Consider the following 18,751-nt stretch of genomic DNA (forward strand, 5'->3'; position numbering starts at 1 on the left):
TTCTTTATTAAACGGAATTTATTTTATGAGATTCAAAAAACATTATCTCTGCACAGCATTATCAATTGCACTTGCCCAGCAGGCCGTAGCAGCTCAAGAGAGCGATACACTGACTGTATGGTCCAGCCCTGTATCATCGACGACGACCACCATTCTCGATCAACCCACCATAAAGGCGTTGGATAAACAAAATGTTGCTCAGGCATTAAGTGTCGTTCCCGGCGTGGTGCTGCAAAAATCAGGCAGCCGCAACGAAGAACAGGTCAAAGTTCGTGGTTTTGATAGCCGTCAGGTGCCGGTCTATTTCGACGGCGTCCCCATTTATGTTCCCTATGATGGTAACCTCGATCTGGCGCGGATTTTAACCAACAATCTGGGCGCGGTCGAAGTTTCCAAAGGGTATTCCTCACTGCTACAGGGACCTAATCAGATGGGAGGTTCCATAAACATCACCACTCAGAAACCGACCAAACCGCTGGAAGCGAGTCTGGGATATCGTCAGGGATGGAGCCGTAGTCAGGACAACGCCTACGATATGCACGCTTCATTTGCCGCCAGCAGCGATCTGGGATACTTGCAAGTCAGCGGCAGCCAGCTAAAACAGGATTTTCTCGGCCTGCCACACGGTGTTAATAATGATATTGCAGGCAAGCACGGCAAGATGATTAACTCATCTGCCGATGACAAACGCGGCATTGTGAAGCTCGGTTTTACACCGAGTGAAAACGATGAATACACGCTGACTTACATTAAGCAGGATGGCGAAAAAGACAACCCGCCATACAGCGGAAACAGTGGCCAAAAGTCACGCTACTGGCAGTGGCCGGAGTATGACAAAGAAAGTTTTTACTATCAGGGAACCACACAGCTAAACGACCGTTTTACCCTGAAAAGCCGGCTGTATCGCGACACCTTTGAAAATACTCTCATGATGTACAACTCGCTGGCCGATCTGAAAAGTAAAAACGGTAGCTATAGTCACTATTCCGATTACAGCGATGGTGCCGGATTACAACTGGCGGCCGATGTACGTGAAAACGATCTGCTGTCGTTTGCCGTTAACTGGAAGGATGACGTACACCGGGAAAAAGGTGCACCTCACGCCGCTTACGATCGCTATGAAGATCGTACCTGGTCGCTCACCAGTGAATATCAATGGGCTGCTGCTGATAATTTGGATGTTGTGGCCGGGATCAGCTATGACTGGCGTGATAGCGTAGAAGCGAAAAAACACGAAAAAGATGGCAGCATCACCCATTATGACGACAACAATCAGTCAGCTTTTAACTGGCAGGTGATGGGGAAATACCACTTTGCCAATGAAGACACGCTGGCGCTTTCATACTATGACCGCACGCGCCTCCCGACACTGAAAGAACGCTATACCACGTCCAAACCGGCGTATAACCAGATAGCCATTGTTAATCCACAACTTAAGCCAGAACGCGCTCGCGGAGTGGATTTAACCTGGAATGGCGCTTTCACCCGCGCCTGGGGATTTGAAGTCAGCGTTTACTATAACCGGGTAAGTGACGCCATCCTTTCACACAATATCGATGCCGATACCATTCAAAACCAGAACAGCGGCACGGTAGATTACAGTGGCCTGGATGCCGGTATTAAGGGGAAAATCAGCAATGTACTGGATGTAGGATTGAGCTACGCTCTAATTCATGCCGATGCCAAACGCAAAGATATCGGCAAGATAACCGATCTGCCGACACAGACAATGACTGCATGGATGACACTCAAACCGTGGGAGCCGTTAAGCGTAACGCTGTCGGAAGAGGCGCGTTCCTCCAGTTACAGCAACAGCGACGGTTCACAAAAAGCCGCCGGTTTTGCGGTGACCCACATTCGTGCCGATTACGCCTTAGGTCATGGCTTCAGCGTCAATGCGTCCGTCAATAACCTGTTTGATACGAAATATGCCTACAGCGAAGGGTTTATTGAAGAAGGGCGTAATTTCTGGGCAGGTGTGGAGTATACGTTCTGATTTGAAAGCGGATAGCGGCGTCAGCACCGCTATCCGCCTTATGAAAATCTTATTCTCTTCGCAGAAGGCGAAATACCCCCAGAACCAGGATAGCGCCGACCACCGCCACCAGGAAGCTGTGCAAATTAAAACCGCTGATGGAACCGCCAATGCCAAACATGGTCGCCAGCCAGCCGCCGACAACCGCACCGACTATCCCGAGAATACAGGTCAGGAAAAATCCACCACCATCACGCCCTGGCATGATCAGCTTGGCGATAATGCCGGCTATCAGGCCAAAAATAATCCAGGCAATAATTCCCATGTTCAGGCCCTCGTTTCGATGAATCGGACGCAGAAAATGTTTACGTCAACGCTCTAAGTATAGGCAAGGGCTGGATCGATGCTGGCGTCTGTCGGTTGATTTAAGATCAACGTGTAAAAAATATTCACGCATTTGTATTAAGTTTTGTTAATCACTACCGATAAACCAAAGACAGTTTGTCGGTCAGGAGTTTTTCCGCGTGAGTCATTACCATGAGCAGTTCCTGAAACAAAATCCGTTAGCAGTCCTGGGCGTTTTACGCGATTTGCACAAAGCCGCTGTTCCCTTGCGTATCAGTTGGTCAGGCGGTCAGTTGATCAGCAAAATACTGGCAATAAGCCCTGATAAACTGGTGCTGGATCACGGCAGTCAACCAGAAGACAATAATGCAGCGCTTAAAGCGCAGCACATTACTATTACCGCCGAAACTCAGGGGGCGAAAGTCGAGTTTACTGTTGAACAATTACAGCAAAGTGAGTATTTGCAGCTTCCTGCGTTCATCACCACACTCCCTCCCTCCTTATGGTTTGTACAACGACGCCGATATTTTCGCATCTCCGCCCCACTTCATCCGCCTTATTATTGCCAGACCAAACTGGCAGATAACAGTACGTTACGTTTTCGCCTGTATGATTTATCGTTAGGTGGCATGGGCGCATTGCTGGAAACGGAAAAACCAGCCGGATTGCACGAAGGCATGCGCTTCGCACAGATTGAGGTCAACATGGGACAATGGGGAGTTTTTCACTTTGACGCCCAGTTACTGGCTATCAGCGAACGCAAATTGATTGATGGCAAAAATGAAACCATCTCCACTCCCCGTCTGAGCTTTCGTTTTCTTAACGTCGGCCCGACGGTGGAGCGGCAATTACAGCGAATTATTTTCTCACTCGAACGGGAAGCCCGGGAGAAAGCGGACAAAATACGCGACTGAGTTACATCGCATCCAGTGCCTGCTCGAGTTTGTAGATATAGCGCGGTGCCTGCGGTGCGGGGTGATTTTTCGCTACATGCTCGAGGAACTCGTCAGCGTCCAGATCGTTGATTTTACTGATCGCCTTTTTCCGATCTGATGAGAAAGTCCGTAACAGCGCGCCAGCTCCGTTGGCGTATGACACCACCAGTGCATATTGCAGTACCTTCGGATCTTCAATTCCTGCCAGCGGGCCGGTTTCCAGAATATTCAGGTAAGCCGCCCCCATTGAGATATTGCGCTCCGGGTTTTTCAGTTCGCTGGTTGTCGGTTCGCCACTCCACCCCATGCGGCGGTAAACATCACGTCCGGACGTTGAGGCTTTCAACTGCATCAGACCAATCGCATTCGACTTACTGACCGCGTTTGGGTTACCGCCCGATTCAATAGCGATAATCGCCGTGATCAATTGTGGATCGACACCCCAGGCCGCACCGGCCTTCTGGCTTATTGGCATCCACTTCATTGCACGTTGTACCGGAACTTTCGCGTTCCACGGCGGGTTCGTGTAGTCATGCTTAGATGAACAACCCGCTAATAACACAATCAAAAAGGCAAACCATCTCAATTTCACTTCATCTATCCTTATAGCCTGGAATCGCCGTTGAGGTGACAACAGCACACCTAAGCGGCATGATATACAATTCGTTTCTGTTGTCAGCAAGGAATTGCCATGTCTCAGTTTCACTTAATCGCCCCGTCGGGTTACTGCATTAATCAGCACGCCGCGCAGCGCGGTATTCAACGCCTGACGGATGCAGGTCATCAGGTCAATAACGTAGAGGTCATTGCCCGACGCTGTGAGCGTTTTGCTGGTACGGAAACGGAGCGACTGGAGGATATCAATGCCCTTGCCAGGCTGACCTCACCCAACACTATCGTACTGGCAGTACGCGGCGGTTACGGTGCCAGTCGCTTACTGGCAGACATTGACTGGCAGGCACTGGTAACTCGCCAACAACATGATCCGTTGCTCATCTGCGGGCATAGCGATTTTACGGCCATTCAGTGCGCTCTTCTGGCGCAAGGCAATGTCATCACCTTTAGCGGACCGATGCTGGTGGCGAATTTTGGCGCGGATGAGTTGAACGCCTTTACCGAGCACCATTTCTGGCTGGCGTTACGTAATGAAACGTTCGCCATTGAATGGCAAGGGGAAGGCCCGGCGTGTCAGAGCGAAGGCACGTTGTGGGGAGGCAACCTCGCGATGTTGATTTCGCTGATTGGTACGCCCTGGATGCCGCAAATCGAGAACGGCATTCTGGTGCTGGAGGATATCAACGAGCATCCTTTCCGCGTCGAGCGCATGTTGTTACAGCTTTATCACGCAGGTATTTTACATCGTCAGAGCGCGATCATTCTCGGTAGTTTCAGTGGCAGCGCGCCAAATGATTATGACGCGGGTTACAACCTGGAGTCAGTTTACGCGTTCTTGCGCTCTCGTCTGTCGATCCCACTCATCACCGGCCTCGATTTTGGTCATGAACAACGCACGGTTACACTGCCGTTGGGCGCACATGCCATACTCAATAACGATAAAAGAGGCACACGGATGACAATAAGCGGTCATCCTGTTCTGAAAGCGTAAAAAAATCACGCTTCAGGGCCAAGTAAAACGCTGTTTCTGCCGTGAATATGGTAGGGTTTATAGTACGAGACAGCGTAATCAGGAGTAACCGACCGTTGGATGCCGCAACAATCATTAGCCTTTTCATCTTAGGCTCCATCCTTGTCACCAGTAGTATTTTACTTAGTTCATTTTCTTCCCGCCTTGGCATTCCGATTCTGGTTATTTTCCTGGCGATTGGCATGTTGGCGGGCGTCGATGGCGTCGGCGGCATTCCGTTTGATAATTATCCTTTTGCCTACATGGTAAGTAATCTGGCGCTGGCAATTATTTTGCTCGACGGCGGGATGCGAACCCAGGCCAGCTCATTTCGCGTTGCATTAGGTCCGGCGCTTTCACTGGCGACAGTCGGCGTGCTTATCACCTCAGGTTTAACCGGCATGATGGCGGCGTGGTTGTTTAATCTTGATTTGATTGAAGGCTTATTAATCGGTGCCATTGTCGGCTCCACCGACGCCGCAGCGGTCTTTTCTCTGCTTGGCGGCAAGGGACTTAACGAACGTGTTGGCTCAACGCTGGAGATAGAATCCGGCAGCAATGATCCGATGGCCGTCTTTCTGACGATTACCTTGATTGCGATGATCCAGCATCATGAAAGCACTATTAGCTGGATGTTCGTTGTCGATATTCTGCAGCAATTTGGGCTGGGAATTGTGATCGGTCTTGGCGGTGGTTATTTACTGCTGCAAATGATTAACCGCATTGCTCTGCCTGCGGGCTTGTATCCATTGCTGGCATTAAGCGGCGGTATCCTGATTTTCTCTTTAACCACGGCGCTGGAAGGCAGCGGTATTCTGGCAGTTTATCTGTGCGGTTTTCTGCTGGGTAATCGCCCGATTCGCAACCGCTACGGCATTCTGCAAAATTTCGACGGCCTCGCCTGGCTGGCACAAATCGCCATGTTCCTCGTGCTCGGCCTGTTGGTTAATCCGAGCGACCTGCTGCCTATTGCCATTCCGGCGCTCATATTGTCCGCATGGATGATTTTCTTCGCCCGTCCCCTGTCGGTATTTGCCGGATTATTACCGTTCCGCGGCTTCAATCTGCGCGAACGGGTGTTTATCAGTTGGGTGGGATTACGCGGCGCGGTGCCGATCATTCTGGCAGTATTCCCGATGATGGCGGGGCTGGAAAATGCGCGCTTGTTCTTTAATGTCGCCTTCTTCGTGGTGCTGGTTTCACTGCTATTACAGGGAACATCACTCTCGTGGGCAGCGAAAAAAGCCAAAGTCGTGGTTCCGCCCGTCGGACGTCCTGTATCACGCGTTGGCCTGGATATTCACCCGGAAAACCCGTGGGAGCAGTTTGTTTATCAGTTAAGTGCCGATAAATGGTGCGTGGGTGCGGCACTGCGCGATCTGCATATGCCAAAAGAGACGCGTATTGCGGCACTGTTTCGTGATAACCAGTTGCTTCATCCCACCGGCAGCACCCGACTGCGCGAAGGCGATGTGCTGTGTGTAATTGGTCGGGAGCGCGATCTTCCGGCGCTCGGTAAACTGTTCAGCCAGTCGCCGCCAGTCGCGCTGGATCAACGCTTCTTTGGTGACTTCATTCTCGAAGCCAGCGCCAAATATGCTGATGTGGCGCTGATATATGGTCTGGAAGACGGCCGGGAATATCGCGATAAACAGCAAACACTGGGTGAAATTGTTCAGCAGTTGTTAGGCGCGGCACCGGTTGTCGGTGACCAGGTGGAGTTTGCCGGGATGATCTGGACGGTGGCTGAGAAAGAAGATAATGCCGTGTTGAAGATCGGCGTTCGGGTGGCAGAGGACGAAGCCGAATCTAAAATTTGATGTAGTTTGTATCGCCGGATGCGACGCTGTGCGTCTTATCCGGCTAACAGCAAGTTACACCGTCACAACTGGCACGCGTAACGCCAGCGCGCACATCAACTCATAGCCTACCGTTCCGGCAGCGGCGGCGACATCATCAATTTTGATCTCCTTGCCCCACAGCTCAACCGGCGTACCAATTCCCGCCTGCGGGCAAGGCGTCAAATCAACCGCCAGCATATCCATCGAGACTGTCCCTATCGTCATGGTGCGTACTCCGTCCACTAAAACAGGTGTACCGGTTGGCGCATGACGCGGATAACCATCGGCGTATCCGGCGGCGACAATGCCAATTCGCTGCTCATCGCGCGCGGTATAGTGACCGCCATAGCCCACACGATCTCCTGCTTTTAGTGTCTGGATACCAATAATCTCGCTGCTTAATGTCATTACCGGACGTAATCCAGTATTGGCAATATCCCGCCACTGACCGGACGGCGAAGCACCATACAAAATAATGCCTGGTCGAACCCAGTCAAAATGCGCTTCCGGATGCCACAGGGTTGCCGCCGAGTTAGACAACGAACGCCGACACTCCAGTCCTTCTGCTGCTCGCTCAATACGCGCCATCGCCGTAGAAATCCCATCAGGATGCTCCGCATCGGCAAAATGCGACATCAGCGTCATTTCGCCAACATTCGCCATCGCCCGCAATTGCTGCCAGACGGTAAGCATGCGCTCAGGCATGAAGCCCAGCCGATTCATCCCGCTGTTCACTTTAAGATAAATATCCAGCGGTGCCTTTAGTCGCGCGTTTTGCAACGCTTTGAGCTGCCAGTTGCTGTGTACACAGGTGGTCAGCCGGTACTGGTCATAAATTTCCAGATCCTGAGCATGGAAAAATCCCTCCAGCATCAGGATCGGCCCTTTCCAGCCGCGCTCGCGTAACGTTATCGCCTCTTCCAGATTAAGTAATGCAAAGCCATCGGTGGCCCCGAGCGCGCTCCAGATACGCTCGACACCGTGACCATACGCGTTGGCTTTTACCACCGACCAGACACGCGCATGCGGCGCGGCCTGGCGAACAATGGTCAGATTCTGTTTTAATGCCTGCAGATCGAGGCTGGCCTGTATCGGTCTGGTCATCTCGCGTCCTTAGCTGTGCGCGCCATGTAAATGACCCGGGCGCGATGGCGTAAATCCACGGCTGTAGCGCGCCACGCTTAAATCCTCATACGGGATAGCGGGCGTGCGACCAGAGAGCAGATCGCTTAACAACTGACCAGAACCGCAAGCCATCGTCCAGCCGAGCGTGCCGTGACCGGTATTCAGCCACAAATTTTTAAAGCGTGTACGCCCCACAACCGGCGTGCCATCTGGCGTCATCGGGCGTAGCCCCGTCCAGAACGTGGCCTGCTCAACATGACCGCCGCGCGGATAGAGATCGCGAACCACCATCTCCAGCGTTTCACGGCGCGGCTGTAGCAGTTCAGTATTAAAGCCAACAATTTCCGCCATTCCGCCGACACGGATGCGATTATCGAAACGTGTAATGGCAATTTTGTAGGTTTCATCGAGAATAGTGGACACCGGCGCACCATCTTCTTGTGCAATCGGAATGGTCAGCGAGTAACCTTTCAGCGGGTAGACCGGAATATCAACAATGCCTTTGAGCATCGCTGTCGAGTAAGAACCAAATGCCATCACATACGCATCGGCCTTAATCACTTCATCACCACACTTCACGCCATAGATCTGCTCACCGTCGCAAAGCAGTTGATCGACAGGCGTATTAAAGCGGAATTTAACCCCCGCCTGTTCCGCCATTCGCGCTAAATTCTGGGTAAAGAGCTGGCAATCGCCGGTTTCGTCATTGGGCAGTTGCAGGCCACCGGTGAGTTTGTGTGCCACTTCGGCCAGCGCTGGCTCCACTTCCGCCAGACGGCTGGATCCCAGTAGTTTGTACGGCACACCAGCATCTTCCAGAACGGCAATATCGCGAGTCGCGTTTTCATATTGTTGTTCGGTACGGAACAGTTGCAGCGTCCCGCCCTGCCGCCCTTCATACTGGATGTTAGTCTCAGCACGTAATGTTTTCAGGCAATCACGGCTGTATTCCGCCAGGCGCACCATCCGCCCTTTGTTTTCCATGTAGTGGCTGGTGTCGCAGTTACGTAACATTTGCCACATCCATTTCAACTGAAATTGCGTACCGTCGAGACGAACCGCCAGCGGTGCATGGCGCTGAAACATCCATTTAATCGCCTTCAACGGCACACCTGGCGCCGCCCACGGTGCCGCATAACCAGGCGAGATTTGCCCGGCATTTGCTGCGCTGGTTTCCAGGGCTGCTCCCGGTTCCCGATCAATAACGGTGACCTCATGTCCTGCCTGATTTAAATACCAGGCGCTGGCAACGCCTACCACACCACTTCCCAGTATGACAACTCGCATAGCCACTCCGATAACGGTAGATACAGTAAAAGAACAATAATCTAATTACATCTTGATAACCTAGATGAAAATATTATTCAACATATGGCTTTTTTATGGTGAGCTGGCTCACATCTCCCTGACGCTGTGGGAATATGCCGTCTTTGGTATCTCCTGCTGAAGGTACTTTTTATCCAGCAGAAAATTCCGTTCAGAGGCTGATTATTGGCACTACGATAATAAGAAATCGCAAAGAAAAAAATTCTCCGGCGACGCGGTTTTTAACGGGTGTTCTATGCTTGAAATGAGGTCCTCCACACAGAGAGTACCGACAACAATGAGGTGCGCGTATGGCGACGATCGATTCTATGAATAAGGACACCACACGTTTGAGCGATGGACCCGACTGGACGTTCGAGCTGCTGGATATTTATCTGGCAGAGATAGACCGGGTGGCGAAACTCTATCGGCTGGATACCTACCCGCACCAGATTGAAGTGATCACCTCAGAACAGATGATGGATGCCTACTCCAGCGTCGGTATGCCGATTAACTATCCGCACTGGTCATTTGGTAAGAAGTTTATCGAAACTGAGCGCCTGTATAAGCATGGCCAACAAGGGCTGGCCTATGAAATTGTCATAAACTCTAACCCGTGTATCGCTTACCTGATGGAAGAGAACACCATTACCATGCAGGCGCTGGTGATGGCGCATGCCTGTTACGGCCATAACTCTTTCTTCAAAAACAATTATTTATTCCGTAGCTGGACCGATGCCAGTTCGATTGTCGATTACCTGATTTTCGCCCGCAAATACATTACCGAGTGCGAAGAACGTTATGGCGTTGATGAGGTAGAAAAGCTGCTGGACTCGTGCCATGCGCTGATGAACTACGGAGTGGATCGTTACAAACGCCCGCAAAAAATCTCGCTGCAAGAGGAGAAAGCCCGGCAGAAAAGCCGCGAAGAGTATCTGCAAAGTCAGGTCAATATGCTCTGGCGTACCCTGCCGAAACGCGAAGAAGAGAAAACCGTTGCCGAAGCGCGCCGCTATCCTTCCGAACCACAAGAAAACCTGCTCTATTTTATGGAGAAAAATGCCCCACTGCTGGAATCATGGCAGCGTGAAATCCTGCGCATTGTGCGTAAGGTGAGCCAGTATTTTTATCCGCAAAAACAGACTCAGGTGATGAACGAAGGCTGGGCCACCTTCTGGCACTACACCATCCTTAACCATCTGTACGATGAAGGGAAAGTGACCGAACGCTTTATGCTGGAGTTCTTGCATAGTCACACCAATGTGGTCTTCCAGCCGCCGTATAACAGCCCGTGGTACAGCGGCATTAATCCGTATGCTCTCGGATTCGCCATGTTCCAGGATATTAAGCGGATTTGTCAGTCACCAACGGAAGAAGACAAATACTGGTTCCCGGATATCGCCGGTTCTGACTGGCTGGAAACGCTGCATTTCGCGATGCGTGATTTCAAAGATGAGAGCTTTATCAGTCAATTCCTGTCACCGAAGGTAATGCGTGACTTCCGCTTCTTCACCGTGCTGGATGATGATCGGCATAATTATCTGGAAATTTCTGCCATTCATAATGAGGAGGGTTATCGGGAGATCCGTAACCGATTATCGTCGCAATATAACTTAAGCAATCTGGAGCCGAATATTCAGATCTGGAACGTGGATTTGCGCGGCGACCGTTCGCTGATTCTACGCTACATTCCGCATAACCGCGCTCCGCTGGATCGGGGACGTAAAGAGGTGCTGAAACATGTGCATCGTTTGTGGGGATTTGATGTGACGCTGGAGCAGCAAAACGAAGATGGCAGCGTCGAGTTGCTGGAACGTTGCCCGCCAAGAATGGGAAATCTGTAAAAAGTCCTCCTCATTTGAGGAGGACTCATTTTTGCCTGATGTGGCGTACAAAGTATCGAAAATTCAATATATTGCAAGAACAACGTAAGCCTGATAAGCATAGCGCATCAGGCAATTACGCGTTTGTCATCAGTCTGGATGGATTATCGCCCCTGAATGGCTAAATCACCTGGCAAGTTCTTCTGCATCCGGTGCCAAATCTCGCCACTCTCATGCCCATAGCGACGCACCGTTTCGTAAACCTGATCGTGCGCGCCTTCACTGCACAATGCCGACAGCTTGTGGTAGAAACCCAGCGCCAGACTGCGCGCTTCCGGATTAGCAAAATAGTGACGACCAATGCGCGTGTACAACCCTTTCATTCCGTTAATGATCAGGCCGTAAATCGGGTTGCCAGAGGCAAACGCCAGACCGCGGAAAATGTTGTAATCCAGATCAGCAAAAGCATCGGCGTGATCGGCCACTTCATTGGCGGTTGCCAGCACTTCCTGCGCTTTATCAGGGTGCTGACGAAACGCGGTGCGAATAAAAATAGTTGAAATATTGGTACGCACAGACAGCAAATTATCAATAAGTTGCGGCACACTTTCGTGGTCGAGTCGCGCCAGTGTTTCAAGGATATTTAAACCGGAGGTTTCCCAGAAATTATTCACCTTCGTTGGCTTGCCATGTTGAATAGTCAACCAGCCATCTCGTGCCAGTCGCTGCAACACTTCACGTAACGTCGTACGCGTTACGCCAATTAATTCTGAAAGTTCACGTTCTGCGGGCAAAATAGTCCCGGGTGGGAAGCGGTTATTCCAGATACTTTCAATAATGTACTCTTCCGCGAAACCTGCCGGGCTTTGCGCCTTAATGACCATAGTGAGATTTCCATAACACAGCAAAACAAAGTTGGACTCATCATACCAGAGGGCTAACTACGCTGATAGCAGACAAAAAGAAGAAAAAAGGGATCAGGGCTTCATTTTCCGCATCTCTTTCCGCTTGACTATCAAGACTTGCCTCACTCCTGCCTGGCCGTTAAGCTTTGCGTTCTAACATAAAAACATCATTTATTATTTGTAAGGTAAGGGAAACCATCATGGAGATCTCCTGGGGCCGCGCGTTATGGCGCAATTTTTTGGGCCAGTCACCTGACTGGTACAAACTTGCCCTCATTATTTTCTTAATTGTTAACCCGTTAATTTTCCTCATCAGCCCTTTTGTTGCTGGCTGGCTGTTGGTAGCGGAATTTATTTTCACCCTGGCGATGGCGCTCAAATGCTATCCGCTACTGCCTGGCGGCCTGTTGGCTATCGAAGCGGTATTCATAGGCATGACCAGCGCGGAGCACGTCCGTGAAGAGGTGGCGGCGAATCTTGAAGTCTTGCTGCTACTGATGTTTATGGTGGCGGGTATCTATTTTATGAAACAGCTATTGCTGTTCATCTTTACCCGCTTGCTGTTAAGCATTCGCTCCAAGATGCTGTTATCGCTCTCTTTTTGTGTGGCGGCTGCGTTTCTCTCCGCGTTCCTGGATGCCTTAACCGTAGTGGCCGTGGTGATCAGCGTTGCGGTGGGTTTTTATGGTATTTATCACCGAGTGGCTTCTTCCCGTGCCGAAGATACCGATCTGCAAGACGACAGCCATATCGACAAGCATTACAAGGTGGTGCTGGAGCAGTTCCGTGGTTTTCTGCGTAGCCTGATGATGCACGCGGGTGTCGGTACTGCATTAGGCGGTGTGATGACCATGGTCGGTGAACCGCAAAACCTGATTATTGCGAAAGCTGCTGGCTGGCATTTTGGCGATTTCTTCCTGCGCATGTCACCGGTAACCGTCCCGGTTCTGATTTGTGGTTTGTTAACCTGCCTGTTAGTGGAGAAAATGCGTTGGTTTGGCTACGGTGAAACGCTGCCGGAGAAAGTCCGCGAAGTGCTGCAGCAGTTTGACGATCAAAGCCGTAACCAGCGTACACGTCAGGATAAAATTCGCCTGATTGTCCAGGCGATTATCGGCGTCTGGCTGGTCACCGCGCTGGCGTTGCATCTGGCGGAAGTCGGCCTGATTGGTTTGTCTGTCATTATTCTGACTACATCACTGACCGGTGTCACTGATGAACATGCTATCGGCAAAGCCTTCACCGAATCTCTGCCATTCACTGCACTGTTGACGGTCTTTTTCTCGGTAGTTGCGGTGATTATCGACCAACAACTGTTCTCCCCAATTATCCAGTTTGTATTGCAGGCATCAGAACACGCCCAGCTATCGCTGTTCTATATCTTCAACGGTTTGCTGTCTTCCATTTCGGATAACGTCTTTGTGGGAACGATTTATATCAACGAAGCCAAAGCAGCAATGGAGAGCGGCGCTATCAGTATGAAGCAGTATGAACTGCTGGCCGTCGCCATTAACACCGGGACCAACCTGCCATCCGTCGCCACGCCGAACGGACAAGCTGCGTTCTTGTTCCTGTTAACCTCCGCTCTCGCGCCATTGATACGTCTTTCTTATGGCCGCATGGTATGGATGGCTCTGCCCTACACCCTCGTACTGACCCTCGTCGGGCTACTTTGCGTAGAGTTTACTCTTGCCCCTGTAACTGAATGGTTTATGCAAATGGGGTGGATAGCAACGCTTTGATAACAACTTACCGGGCATATTCATGCCCGGTTTGCCTTTCCGCCCGATAATTGTTCAATTACATCCTATTTTTACTCCCTCCTGGTGGCGCAACGAATGAATTGGTTTAAACTGCGCATTCGATGCATATTGCAGGGAAATTATTATGTTGCGATTTTTGAACCAATGTTCACAGGGGCGGGGTGCTTGGTTGTTAATGGCGCTTACCGCTCTGGCACTGGAACTGACGGCGCTGTGGTTCCAGCATGTGATGTTATTGAAACCTTGCGTGCTCTGTATTTATGAACGCTGCGCGTTATTCGGTGTTCTGGGTGCCGCGTTGATTGGCGCTATCGCCCCGAAAACGCCGCTGCGTTATGTGGCGATGATTATCTGGTTGTATAGCGCGTTTCGTGGTGTGCAGTTAACTTACGAACACACCATGCTCCAGCTCTATCCTTCGCCGTTTATGACCTGTGATTTCATGGTTCGCTTCCCGGAGTGGCTGCCGCTGGATAAATGGGTGCCACAAGTGTTTGTCGCCTCTGGTGATTGCGCTGAGCGTCAGTGGGAGTTTTTAGGTCTGGATATGCCGCAGTGGTTGCTCGGTATTTTTGTTGCTTACCTGATTGTCGCAGTGCTGGTGGTGATTTCCCAGCCATTTAAAGCGAAAAAACGTGACCTGTTTGGTCGCTAATCAATCAGGCGCTCCTGCGGGAGCGCCTGTCTCGATTCATCCTGTCAATAATTCAATGCCAGATGCGACGTTAACGCTTTATCCGCTCTACGGCATTTCTGGCGGCGTAATCCCGAAGTGGTTCCACGCCCGCACTGTCGCCATACGCCCGCGCGGTGTACGCTGCAAAAAGCCTTGCTGAATCAAATAAGGTTCCAGCACATCCTCAATGGTTTCACGCTCTTCGCCAATGGCTGCAGCCAGGTTATCCAGGCCAACCGGACCACCGAAGAATTTATCGATTACCGCCAGCAATAACTTGCGATCCATATAATCGAAACCTTCTGCATCGACATTAAGCATATCCAGCGCCTGGGCGGCGATATCTGCCGAGATGGTGCCATCATGCTTCACTTCGGCAAAATCACGCACACGACGCAGCAAACGATTAGCGATACGTGGCGTACCTCGCGCCCGGCGAGCGACTTCCAGTGCGCCATCGTCACTCATCTCAAGCCCCATAAACCGTGCGCTACGACTGACGATATATTGCAGATCAGGCACCTGGTAAAACTCCAGGCGCTGCACTATACCGAAACGGTCACGCAATGGCGATGTCAATGAGCCAGCACGCGTGGTCGCGCCAATCAGGGTGAACGGTGGTAGATCGATTTTTATCGAACGCGCTGCCGGGCCTTCACCAATCATAATATCCAACTGGTAATCTTCCATCGCCGGATACAGCACCTCTTCCACGACTGGCGAGAGACGATGGATCTCATCAATAAACAGCACATCGTGCGGTTCAAGGTTGGTCAGCATTGCCGCCAGGTCACCCGCCTTTTCCAGTACCGGACCAGACGTTGTGCGTAAATTGACGCCCATTTCATTGGCAACGATGTTGGCTAACGTGGTTTTTCCCAGGCCAGGAGGACCAAAAATCAATAGATGATCGAGGGCATCGCCGCGCAGTTTCGCCGCTTTGATGAAAATCTCCATCTGCGAACGGACCTGCGGCTGACCAACATACTCTTCCAGTAATTTGGGGCGAATAGCGCGATCTACCACATCTTCCGGCAAGGTCGTACCGGCAGAAATCAGACGGTCTGCTTCAATCATCCTTTACCTCATAACGCGGCGCGCAGGGCTTCGCGAATTAATGTTTCACTGCTGGCATCAGGACGAGCGATTTTGCTCACCATGCGGCTGGCTTCTTGTGGTTTATAGCCCAGCGCCACCAGCGCAGCAACCGCTTCCTGCTCGGCATCGTCGGTTGCCGGGCTTGCCGGTGAGGTCAACACCAGATCGGCAGCCGGTGTAAACAGATCGCCGTGCAGGCCTTTAAAGCGATCTTTCATTTCAACAATCAGCCGTTCGGCAGTTTTTTTACCTATGCCAGGTAATTTCACCAGTGCTGCAGGATCCTCACGCTCAACGGCATTAACAAACTGCTGCGCTGACATACCAGAGAGGATCGCCAGTGCCAGTTTCGGCCCCACACCATTGGTTTTAATCAGTTCTTTAAACAGCGTGCGTTCTTGCTTATTGTTAAAACCGTACAGTAACTGCGCGTCTTCACGTACTACAAAGTGGGTGAAGACTATCGTTTCCTGGCCCGCTTCAGGGAGTTCATAAAAACAGGTCATCGGCATATGCACTTCATAGCCTACGCCGCCCACTTCAAGTAACACCAGCGGGGGTTGTTTTTCCAGAATGATGCCTCTCAGCCTGCCTATCACATGACGCTCCTGCGTAATGAATCAAAGATAATGCTGTATGATAAAAAAATGCTGGATAGATATCCAGCGAAGGATGCAGAAAAATTGCGAGGCGTCTCGATGAACGGAGAATTGTCACTGCATAATTCATTCTCCAGGTCATATTGAAAGCAAATATTTTATATATTAAATATTCAGGTAAAAGACCAAAAAAAATAAACTTGACTACACCTGCGATAAAAAAGATTTTATGTTATTAAACATATTCAAATTTATTTCAATGGAATGATAAAGTGAATATTAATTATCCTGCTGAATATGAAACTGGTGATATTGTATTTACATGTATAGGTGCCGCATTATTCGGCCAAATTTCTGCCGCATCAAATTGCTGGAGTAATCACGTCGGGATCATTATCGGTCATGACGGCGATGATTTTCTGGTCGCAGAAAGCCGTGTTCCCCTCTCCACCATCACCGCACTGTCCCATTTTATTAAACGTTCTTCTCACCAACGCTATGCCGTAAAGCGATTAGGTGCAGGGCTGACAGAACAGCAAAAACAAAGGCTGATAGAACAGGTTCCCTCTCGACTGCGCAAGCTCTATCACACCGGGTTTAAATATGAGTCATCTCGCCAGTTCTGCTCAAAGTTTGTCTTTGATATTTATAAAGAAGCATTATGTATTCCGGTAGGCGAGATAGAAACTTTTGAAGAGTTATTACACAGCAATCCACATGCAAAACTTACTTTCTGGAAATTCTGGTTTTTAGGCTCAATTCCGTGGGCGCGAAAAACCGTAACGCCAGCGAGTTTGTGGCATCATCCGGGTCTGGTGTTGATTCATGCCGAAGGAGTAGATACGCCTCAGCCTGAACTGACCGAGGCAGTATAATTTAACGCAGTCGCCCGCGAGCCAGATTCAGCCGCGATTCGCTCATCTGCATCGCATTCTGACTGATATGGCAGTGGGTGATGGCAATTGCCAGCGCATCAGCGGCGTCTGCCTGCGGGTTAGCGGGAAGTTTCAGCAAGGTGCGAACCATATGCTGCACCTGGCTTTTCTCGGCACTGCCAATACCCACCACGGTTTGCTTTACCTGGCGAGCGGCATACTCAAATACCGGCAATTCCTGATTCACCGCTGCCACAATCGCCACACCACGCGCCTGCCCCAGTTTCAGGGCAGAATCGGCGTTCTTCGCCATAAAGACTTGTTCGATTGCGAAATAATCTGGCTGGAACTGGGTGATGATTTCCGTCACGCCTGCATAAATGAGCTTCAGACGAGACGGTAAATCATCCACTTTGGTGCGTATGCATCCGCTACCCAGGTAGGACAGTTGTCTGCCCACCTGGCGGATAACGCCGTAACCGGTAACGCGTGAACCCGGGTCAATGCCGAGAATAATCGCCATCACGCGTCTCCGTTTTGTTGTTTAGCCGGCCTCATCAGAGGGTCGCTGCAACCTCATCAGAGATCTCACCGTTATGGTAAACTTCCTGCACGTCGTCGCAGTCTTCCAGCATATCGATCAGACGCATCAGTTTCGGTGCGGTTTCTGCATCCATATCAGCTTTGGTTGACGGGATCATAGATACTTCCGCGCTATCTGCTTTCAGACCTGCCGCTTCCAGAGCGTCGCGTACTTTACCCATCTCTTCCCATGCGGTGTAAACGTCAATCGCGCCGTCATCATAGGTCACAACGTCTTCAGCACCTGCTTCCAGCGCCGCTTCCATAATGGTGTCTTCGTCACCTTTCTCGAAGGAGATCACACCTTTTTTGCTGAACAGATAAGCCACGGAACCGTCAGTACCGAGGTTGCCACCACATTTGCTGAATGCGTGACGCACTTCAGCAACGGTACGGTTGCGGTTGTCAGAGAGACATTCAATCATGATTGCAGTGCCACCAGGACCGTAACCTTCGTAGATGATGGTTTCCATGTTCGCATCATCATCACCGCCCACACCACGTGCAATTGCGCGGTTCAGGGTGTCACGGGTCATGTTGTTAGACAGTGCTTTATCAATGGCAGCACGCAGACGCGGGTTAGCATCCGGATCGCCACCACCCAGTTTAGCTGCGGTCACCAGCTCACGAATGATTTTAGTGAAGATTTTACCGCGCTTAGCATCCTGCGCAGCTTTACGATGTCTGGTGTTGGCCCATTTACTATGACCTGCCATAAAAATATCTCCAAAATAACTATACACTTGATCCTTCAGGCTGCCTGCGTTAGCGGCTCTCGTTTACCACCTTGATACAGCTCGAAGGATTTTGTGTATACGCCTTCTCAGGCTAAGTTAATTACAAATTGTTCAATCGCCTGTCGGTTGCTCCACGACTTAGTAAGCGCCGCCGCAGCGGGCGCATCAAGCCATTGGTATGCCAGATGTTCAGTAAAAACAATCTGGCGCTCGTGTGGTAGCGCAAGACAGAACCATGATTCCGTATTACGCGTCACGCCCGGCGCATAGCGATGACGCAAATGTGAAAAAATTTCAAACTCTACCGTGCGCTGACAGTCAATTAAGGTCAGTTGTTCAGCAACAACATCAATGGTGACCTCTTCCTTTACTTCGCGCATAGCAGCTTGCGGCGCGGTTTCACCCTCCTCCACACTGCCGGTTACCGACTGCCAGAAGTCAGGATCGTCACGCCGCTGTAACATCAGCACCCGTTTCGTATCTTGTGCGTAAATGACCACTAAGATCGAAACGGGGCGCTTATACACTTTATCCTTCACGCTG

Annotated in this window: 18 protein-coding genes; 8 read left to right on the top strand and 10 right to left on the bottom strand. The window is 50.8% G+C overall.

Annotated elements, in window-relative coordinates:
* The first annotated feature begins 25 nt into the window (after positions 1 to 25).
* Positions 26 to 1,996, top strand: a complete 1,971-nt coding sequence (locus A31E_RS13485; protein ID WP_016248804.1) for a TonB-dependent receptor plug domain-containing protein — start codon at positions 26 to 28, stop codon at positions 1,994 to 1,996.
* A gap of 49 nt (positions 1,997 to 2,045) precedes the next feature.
* On the opposite strand, the gene A31E_RS13480 is transcribed toward A31E_RS13485, so the two are convergent.
* The gene (locus A31E_RS13480; RefSeq protein ID WP_000511315.1) at positions 2,046 to 2,300 is read right to left on the bottom strand and encodes a GlsB/YeaQ/YmgE family stress response membrane protein; all 255 of its coding nucleotides are present in this window, start codon (positions 2,298 to 2,300) and stop codon (positions 2,046 to 2,048) included.
* A gap of 199 nt (positions 2,301 to 2,499) precedes the next feature.
* On the opposite strand from A31E_RS13480, the gene A31E_RS13475 reads away from it, so the two are divergent.
* Positions 2,500 to 3,234, top strand: a complete 735-nt coding sequence (locus A31E_RS13475; RefSeq protein WP_016248805.1) for a flagellar brake protein YcgR — start codon at positions 2,500 to 2,502, stop codon at positions 3,232 to 3,234.
* A 1-nt stretch (position 3,235) separates the two neighbouring features.
* Here A31E_RS13475 and emtA read toward each other — a convergent pair whose 3' ends face one another.
* Complete coding sequence (emtA, locus tag A31E_RS13470; protein ID WP_001516541.1) at positions 3,236 to 3,847, bottom strand: membrane-bound lytic murein transglycosylase EmtA; 612 nt, start codon at positions 3,845 to 3,847, stop codon at positions 3,236 to 3,238.
* A gap of 99 nt (positions 3,848 to 3,946) precedes the next feature.
* Here emtA and ldcA point away from each other — a divergent pair, with 99 nt between their 5' ends.
* Both ldcA and A31E_RS13460 read left to right on the top strand, forming a co-directional pair.
* On the top strand, positions 3,947 to 4,861 hold the full coding sequence (ldcA, locus tag A31E_RS13465; RefSeq protein WP_000077266.1) for a muramoyltetrapeptide carboxypeptidase: 915 nt from the start codon (positions 3,947 to 3,949) through the stop codon (positions 4,859 to 4,861).
* 95 nt (positions 4,862 to 4,956) lie between these two features.
* Complete coding sequence (locus A31E_RS13460; protein WP_000338390.1) at positions 4,957 to 6,699, top strand: potassium/proton antiporter; 1,743 nt, start codon at positions 4,957 to 4,959, stop codon at positions 6,697 to 6,699.
* A 54-nt stretch (positions 6,700 to 6,753) separates the two neighbouring features.
* Here the strand turns inward: A31E_RS13460 and dadX are convergent, their stop codons facing one another.
* Positions 6,754 to 7,824, bottom strand: a complete 1,071-nt coding sequence (gene dadX / locus A31E_RS13455) for a catabolic alanine racemase DadX (protein ID WP_000197889.1) — start codon at positions 7,822 to 7,824, stop codon at positions 6,754 to 6,756.
* A gap of 9 nt (positions 7,825 to 7,833) precedes the next feature.
* Positions 7,834 to 9,132 carry a D-amino acid dehydrogenase gene (dadA, locus tag A31E_RS13450; protein WP_001266919.1) on the bottom strand — a complete coding sequence of 433 codons (1,299 nt, stop codon included), beginning with the start codon at positions 9,130 to 9,132 and terminating at the stop codon, positions 7,834 to 7,836.
* 329 nt (positions 9,133 to 9,461) lie between these two features.
* Between dadA and A31E_RS13445 the strand changes: the two genes are divergently transcribed.
* Positions 9,462 to 10,994, top strand: coding sequence for a SpoVR family protein (locus A31E_RS13445; protein ID WP_000190867.1), 1,533 nt, complete (start codon positions 9,462 to 9,464; stop codon positions 10,992 to 10,994).
* A 143-nt stretch (positions 10,995 to 11,137) separates the two neighbouring features.
* Here A31E_RS13445 and fadR read toward each other — a convergent pair whose 3' ends face one another.
* A complete protein-coding gene (gene fadR, locus A31E_RS13440) occupies positions 11,138 to 11,857 on the bottom strand; it encodes a fatty acid metabolism transcriptional regulator FadR (RefSeq protein ID WP_001516543.1) in 720 nt (239 codons plus the stop codon).
* A 221-nt stretch (positions 11,858 to 12,078) separates the two neighbouring features.
* Here fadR and nhaB point away from each other — a divergent pair, with 221 nt between their 5' ends.
* Complete coding sequence (nhaB, locus tag A31E_RS13435; protein ID WP_001516544.1) at positions 12,079 to 13,620, top strand: Na(+)/H(+) antiporter NhaB; 1,542 nt, start codon at positions 12,079 to 12,081, stop codon at positions 13,618 to 13,620.
* 145 nt (positions 13,621 to 13,765) lie between these two features.
* Positions 13,766 to 14,296 (top strand): disulfide bond formation protein DsbB, encoded by a 531-nt coding sequence (gene dsbB, locus A31E_RS13430; protein ID WP_016248806.1) that lies wholly within the window; start codon positions 13,766 to 13,768, stop codon positions 14,294 to 14,296.
* Between the two features lie 87 nt (positions 14,297 to 14,383).
* Here dsbB and ruvB read toward each other — a convergent pair whose 3' ends face one another.
* Together ruvB and ruvA are read right to left on the bottom strand one after the other, a co-directional pair.
* On the bottom strand, positions 14,384 to 15,394 hold the full coding sequence (gene ruvB, locus A31E_RS13425; RefSeq protein WP_000568526.1) for a Holliday junction branch migration DNA helicase RuvB: 1,011 nt from the start codon (positions 15,392 to 15,394) through the stop codon (positions 14,384 to 14,386).
* An 8-nt stretch (positions 15,395 to 15,402) separates the two neighbouring features.
* Positions 15,403 to 16,014: a Holliday junction branch migration protein RuvA gene (ruvA, locus tag A31E_RS13420; protein ID WP_000580346.1), complete on the bottom strand. Its 612-nt coding sequence runs from the start codon at positions 16,012 to 16,014 to the stop codon at positions 15,403 to 15,405.
* A 272-nt stretch (positions 16,015 to 16,286) separates the two neighbouring features.
* On the opposite strand from ruvA, the gene A31E_RS13415 reads away from it, so the two are divergent.
* Entirely contained in the window at positions 16,287 to 16,889 is a 603-nt protein-coding gene (locus tag A31E_RS13415) for a YebB family permuted papain-like enzyme (protein WP_016248807.1), read from the top strand.
* Position 16,890: 1 nt separating this feature from the next.
* On the opposite strand, the gene ruvC is transcribed toward A31E_RS13415, so the two are convergent.
* From ruvC to nudB, 3 genes are all read right to left on the bottom strand, one after another.
* Positions 16,891 to 17,412, bottom strand: coding sequence for a crossover junction endodeoxyribonuclease RuvC (gene ruvC / locus A31E_RS13410; protein WP_001516546.1), 522 nt, complete (start codon positions 17,410 to 17,412; stop codon positions 16,891 to 16,893).
* A 34-nt stretch (positions 17,413 to 17,446) separates the two neighbouring features.
* Positions 17,447 to 18,187 carry a YebC/PmpR family DNA-binding transcriptional regulator gene (locus A31E_RS13405; protein WP_000907234.1) on the bottom strand — a complete coding sequence of 247 codons (741 nt, stop codon included), beginning with the start codon at positions 18,185 to 18,187 and terminating at the stop codon, positions 17,447 to 17,449.
* Positions 18,188 to 18,294: 107 nt separating this feature from the next.
* Positions 18,295 to 18,747 carry a dihydroneopterin triphosphate diphosphatase gene (gene nudB, locus A31E_RS13400; protein ID WP_010375688.1) on the bottom strand — a complete coding sequence of 151 codons (453 nt, stop codon included), beginning with the start codon at positions 18,745 to 18,747 and terminating at the stop codon, positions 18,295 to 18,297.
* Between the last annotated feature and the right edge of the window lie 4 nt (positions 18,748 to 18,751).

Origin of the sequence: Escherichia sp. KTE159 (assembly GCF_000408805.1) — a bacterium.
Lineage (GTDB): Bacteria > Pseudomonadota > Gammaproteobacteria > Enterobacterales > Enterobacteriaceae > Escherichia > Escherichia marmotae.